The sequence below is a fragment of the Acinetobacter sp. YH01020 genome (assembly GCF_013420275.1).
GTDB classification, from domain to species: Bacteria; Pseudomonadota; Gammaproteobacteria; order Pseudomonadales; family Moraxellaceae; genus Acinetobacter; species Acinetobacter amyesii.
The window spans coordinates 1-4,587 of the sequence record NZ_VOYN01000096.1 but is presented as its reverse complement, the minus strand read 5'-3'; the positions used below and the strand labels follow the sequence as shown (position 1 = coordinate 4,587).

Here is a 4,587-nt window from a genome sequence, read left to right as displayed (position 1 = left end):
GCATGTTCCGCGTCCTTGCAATACTGTGTTTACATACAGTCTATCGCTTAGCGGAAAGTTCTTTTACCCTCAGCCGAAATGCCTGCCGTTGCTAGACATTGCCAGCCAGTGCCCGTCACTCCCACTCAAATGTTAATAGGCCGCCTCTATGAAGGGGGCTGTTTTCGGGGTCGATTTCCAGGGGTTCATTGACACTTGAGGGGCGGGCTATGCCTTCCCTCTTGGCGTCCAATCCGCCCCTTGGGGCGTCAAATCAAGTCCGCTTTGTTCGGGCTGGGGTTGAAGTTGAAGCTGGGAATCTCCCCCGGCTTATGGCTGGCTGATGGTACTGGTTTGGGTGTCGCTGGGGTGGCTTTCTTGGGGGCCGGTTGGGAGGATGCCGGCGGTCTTGCGGTGGCCTTTTCAGGCTCGCCTGGCGACCGAATCAGACTGTTCACATAGCTGATAAAAGCATCATATCCGAAGCTGATTTTCCCTTCATCGTGCAGCGTTTTCCAGATGGCTTTTACCGGCCAGCCATCGGTCAAAGCCTCTTTTATGTCGTCGCGCTGGGCCAGGAAAGCCGCCCGATTCTGTCCTGAACGGGTGGGCTTTTGGGTCTGCATTTGCGCTGCAATGCGCTCTGTAAGCCGTTTAGTCATGCCGATTCTACCGCCTTTTATATGTCGATTTATCCGCGATTTAATGCCGATTCTATCGCTATTAAAGCGATTGTAAGGCGACTAAAGCCAGATTGCACGCCTTATGCGTGGAATCGGCTTGTGTTTGTCGATAAAACGGGTTATAGCCGGTAAATGGTAGTGATGTTAAAGTGGTGGTGAAGCGGGCAGGATGTGTGAAGTAGGCCCACCATGCAAGCATGGTGTTCCTCTTCACTTCCCCTTATTCGCACCTGCGGCGCTCAACGGGAATCCTGCCCTGCGGGGCCATCGGCGGACGCCGGAATAAGAGAACCAGGAGGACGCCAAAGATGGAGGCGACAGAGCAGAAGGTAACGAGAAAAAGCAGCACGCCGATCAAGGTGTATTGCCTGCCGGAAGAGCGGGCCGCCATTGAGGCCAACGCACAAGCGGCTGGCTTGAGTACGTCTGCTTTTTTGCTGGCCGTGGGGCAGGGTTACGCCGTCCAGGGCGTGACCGATTACGAGAACGTGCGCGAGCTGGTGCGGGTCAATGGCGACCTGGGCCGCCTCGGTGGTCTGCTGAAATTGTGGCTGACCGACGATGCCCGAACGGCCCGGTTCAGCGCTGAAACTGTCTTGGGCCTGCTGGCCCGGATTGAGGCCAACCAGGACGAAATGAGCCGATTGATGGAATCTATTGTGCGACCCAGGGCAGCATCATGATTGCCAAGCATGTTGCCATGCGTTCCCTGGGCAAATCAGACTTTGCCGACCTGGCTAAATACATCACCGACGCACAGAGCAAAGACCACCGGCTGGGCCATGTTCAGGTCACGAATTGCGAGGCGCATTCAGTGCGCGATGCCATCACCGAAGTGCTGGCCACCCAGCACATGAACACCAGGGCCAAGGGCGATAAGACCTATCACCTGATTGTCAGTTTTCGCGCCGGCGAGAATCCCGATGCCGACACCTTGAAGGCGATAGAGGAACGGATTTGCCAAGGGCTAGGGTTTGGTGAGCATCAGCGTATCAGCGCCGTGCATAACGACACCGACAACCTGCACATCCACATTGCCATCAACAAGATTCACCCGACCAGGCACACGATGCACGAACCGTACTATCCGCACCTGGCGCTGGCCGACTTGTGCGAGACGCTGGAACGGGACTATGGCCTGGAGGCAGACAATCACCGGCCGCAGCAGCGCGGGGCGGCATCGAGGGCCGCCGACATGGAGCGCCATGCCGGCGTGGAAAGTCTGGTGGGCTGGATCAAGCGCGAATGCCTGGACGACATTAAAGCCGCGCAGTCCTGGACGGAGCTGCACCAGGTCATGCGTGATAACGGCCTGGAGATTACGCCAAGGGGTAACGGGTTGGTGATCCGGGCCGATGACGGCACGATGGTCAAGCCCAGCACCCTGTCCCGCGATCTGTCCAAGCCTGCCCTGGAAAAGCGGCTGGGAGCCTTTGAGGCGTCACCGGATCAGCAGGAGAAGCCGCCCAGGCGGCAGTATCAAAAGAAGCCGGTACGGTCACGCGCTGACACCACCGAGCTTTATGCCAGGTACAAAGTTTTTTATCGCCAACTTATCAATGATAAATAAAAGTCACATCTATGTCAAAATCACTTATAACCGCACTCATTGTTGTCGCGCTTGATGCGATTGGTTTGGGATTAATCATGCCGGTGGTTCCGGCTTTATTAAATGAATTTGTACCGGCAGAGCAAACAGCATTTCACTATGGTGTTTTTTTATCGCTTTATGCGTTTATGCAGGTCTTTTGCGCGCCCGTTTTAGGGCGGTTATCTGACCGCTATGGACGGCGGATTATTTTGCTGGTTTCATTTTTAGGTGCCACGATTGATTATAGCATAATGGCGGCAGCGCCTGTTTTATGGGTGCTTTATATCGGCCGGATTATCTCAGGTGTTACCGGAGCAACTGGTGCAATCGCGGCATCAATTATCGCTGATACAACTAAACAGGAAGAACGTGCGCGTTGGTTTGGTTTTATGGGGGCGTGTTTTGGTGCAGGTATGATTGCAGGGCCTGCTATTGGCGGTGTTCTTAGTGATATATCTGTGCATGCGCCCTTTGTGGCAGGGGCTCTTCTCAATGCAATTGCCTTTTGTTTGGTGGCTTTCTTGTTGCCCAAAACGCCGTCACAACCGCCTGAAGGACAGCCAGCCAAAATCAATTTGTTTGAAGGCTTTCGCTTCAATTTTGCAGTTCAGGGACTTGCCAGCTTTTTTGCGTTGTTTTTTCTTATGCAGCTGATTGGGCAGGCGCCCGCCGCTTTGTGGGTGATTTATGGCGAACAGCGCTTGAATTGGGATATTGGCACAGCAGGTGTGTCGCTGGCCGTTTTTGGTGCAGCACATACATTCGTACAAGCTGTTTTAACCGGCACTCTTTCAAAGCGACTGGGTGACCGCGGTGTGTTGCTGCTTGGAATGGGCGCTGATATGTGCGGGTTTTTATTGCTGGCTTTTATCACGCAAAGCTGGATGGCGGTATTCTCAGGAACGGGTCCTATACCAGGAGCAATTCAAGAATTGCAACAGCAGATTTTTACTGAATGGTTACCAACTTCAGGTTTTGAATATGCTGAATTGCCAGATATCGAATTATATTTAGATGCTAATCCTCAGAATGCACAGTTCCAAATATGGCTCCCGATTCGTGCAAAATAAAAAAGTTGTGGCAAGTTTTTTGCCACAACTTTTTTTGAATAAAATGACTCTTAGTATTTTATAACTGACAATCAGCATATTAGATACTATAGTTGTTGTTGGCCTTTTAATTTGTTATAATCATATTGAGAGTAATTAGGAAAAAAGGAGCGTGGACAGATGACTAGAACGTGGTTTATTACTGGTGGAAGTAAAGGAATTGGTTTTGAGACAGTAAAATTAGTATTAGAAAATGGCGACCAAGTCATTTCTTTTTCTAGAACAGAAGGAAAACTCAGCAGGTTAAAAACAGAATATGGATCTTCTTTGCTGATCTGTTTAGGCGATATTGAAGAACGAGACATGGTAGTAGCCGCTGCTGCTAAGGGAGCAGAAAAATTTAATGGCATCGATATTGCTTTGAGTAATGCGGGAATGATGCTTGGAGGAATGATTGAGGAGACAACAGAAGAAGAGGCGCGTCAGATAATGAATGTAAACTTTTTCGGTTCTCTTTGGACGGCTCAAGCGGTTTCTCCTTTTTTGCGAGACAAATCAGGTCGTTTTATCCAAATGAGTAGTATCGGGGGCATCATGTCTTGGATGACTTCAGGTCTATACAGTGCTAGTAAATTTGCGGTAGAAGGATTGACGGAAGCTTTAGCACAGGAACTGGCTCCTTTTGGTGTTCATGTGACTATTGTTGAACCAGGAGGTTATTGGACAGATCTTTACAAGAAACTGCATAATAGTAAACGCTTGCCGGATTATCAAGAACTGCATCAACAAATGGATGCCTTCGCAAAAGAACAGGAGGGTCAGGCGACAGATAGTGACCCTATATTAGCAGCAAAGACAATCTTAAAACTTGCGGCATTGCCTGAACCACCACTACGTCTAATATTAAGTGATTCTCTTTTTGATGGGGTGATCGAAGCAACGGAAAATAAAATCGCCGGGTGGAAAGCAGAGGAGAGCCTCAGTCGGGAATCAGAAAAATTGATTCCAATGCCTGAAGGGTATTTAGCTGATAAGTAGATGACGACAGGAAAGTGACAATAAAAAATGAAAGAAATCATTGAAGAAATTCAAGCATACAAACCTTTTACACAGCAAGAAGCAAATGATCAAAAACTTTTTCTAAAACAAATACAATTTACGTATAGGAAGAATAAACGCCCTTTTCACCCAAGTCCAACAGCTTTGGACCGCAGTTGACTCTTTCGACACCCCTGCGATGCAACCCAATCCGGCTGACGGGGAGCCAGCAACGCTGAAAATTTAC

At 49.7% G+C, this 4,587-nt stretch carries 5 protein-coding genes and 2 pseudogenes; 6 read left to right on the top strand and 1 reads right to left on the bottom strand.

From position 1 onward, the window contains the following. Nucleotides 1–248 precede the first annotated feature (248 nt). Nucleotides 249–641, bottom strand: a complete 393-nt coding sequence (locus FTT85_RS17985; protein WP_052928019.1) for a TraK family protein — start codon at nucleotides 639–641, stop codon at nucleotides 249–251. Nucleotides 642–970: 329 nt separating this feature from the next. Here FTT85_RS17985 and traJ point away from each other — a divergent pair, with 329 nt between their 5' ends. From traJ to FTT85_RS17960, 6 genes and pseudogenes are all read left to right on the top strand, one after another. Further along, entirely contained in the window at nucleotides 971–1,345 is a 375-nt protein-coding gene (traJ, locus tag FTT85_RS17980; protein WP_033472343.1) for a conjugal transfer transcriptional regulator TraJ, read from the top strand. Continuing rightward, nucleotides 1,342–2,217: pseudogene (traI, locus tag FTT85_RS17975) on the top strand (TraI/MobA(P) family conjugative relaxase); the annotation flags it as partial. The gene traJ and the pseudogene traI, both read left to right, overlap by 4 nt. A gap of 26 nt (nucleotides 2,218–2,243) precedes the next feature. Then, nucleotides 2,244–3,146, top strand: a pseudogene (locus FTT85_RS17970) (TCR/Tet family MFS transporter); the annotation flags it as partial. Further along, nucleotides 3,138–3,323: a GyrI-like domain-containing protein gene (locus tag FTT85_RS18975; protein WP_233735431.1), complete on the top strand. Its 186-nt coding sequence runs from the start codon at nucleotides 3,138–3,140 to the stop codon at nucleotides 3,321–3,323. The pseudogene FTT85_RS17970 and the gene FTT85_RS18975, both read left to right, overlap by 9 nt. Before the next feature lie 159 nt (nucleotides 3,324–3,482). Further along, a complete protein-coding gene (locus FTT85_RS17965; RefSeq protein WP_120366351.1) occupies nucleotides 3,483–4,340 on the top strand; it encodes an SDR family NAD(P)-dependent oxidoreductase in 858 nt (285 codons plus the stop codon). Between the two features lie 27 nt (nucleotides 4,341–4,367). After that, nucleotides 4,368–4,520 carry a hypothetical protein gene (locus FTT85_RS17960; protein WP_180007116.1) on the top strand — a complete coding sequence of 51 codons (153 nt, stop codon included), beginning with the start codon at nucleotides 4,368–4,370 and terminating at the stop codon, nucleotides 4,518–4,520. Nucleotides 4,521–4,587: the final 67 nt, after the last annotated feature.

Excerpts from the sequence above, each read along its gene's own strand:
- FTT85_RS17985 (WP_052928019.1), bottom strand. The coding sequence starts at position 641 with ATGACTAAACGGCTTACAGAGCGCATTGCAGCGCAAATGCAGACCCAA.
- FTT85_RS17965 (WP_120366351.1), top strand. The coding sequence starts at position 3,483 with ATGACTAGAACGTGGTTTATTACTGGTGGAAGTAAAGGAATTGGTTTT.
- FTT85_RS18975 (WP_233735431.1), top strand. The coding sequence starts at position 3,138 with ATGGCGGTATTCTCAGGAACGGGTCCTATACCAGGAGCAATTCAAGAA.
- traJ (WP_033472343.1), top strand. The coding sequence starts at position 971 with ATGGAGGCGACAGAGCAGAAGGTAACGAGAAAAAGCAGCACGCCGATC.
- FTT85_RS17960 (WP_180007116.1), top strand. The coding sequence starts at position 4,368 with ATGAAAGAAATCATTGAAGAAATTCAAGCATACAAACCTTTTACACAG.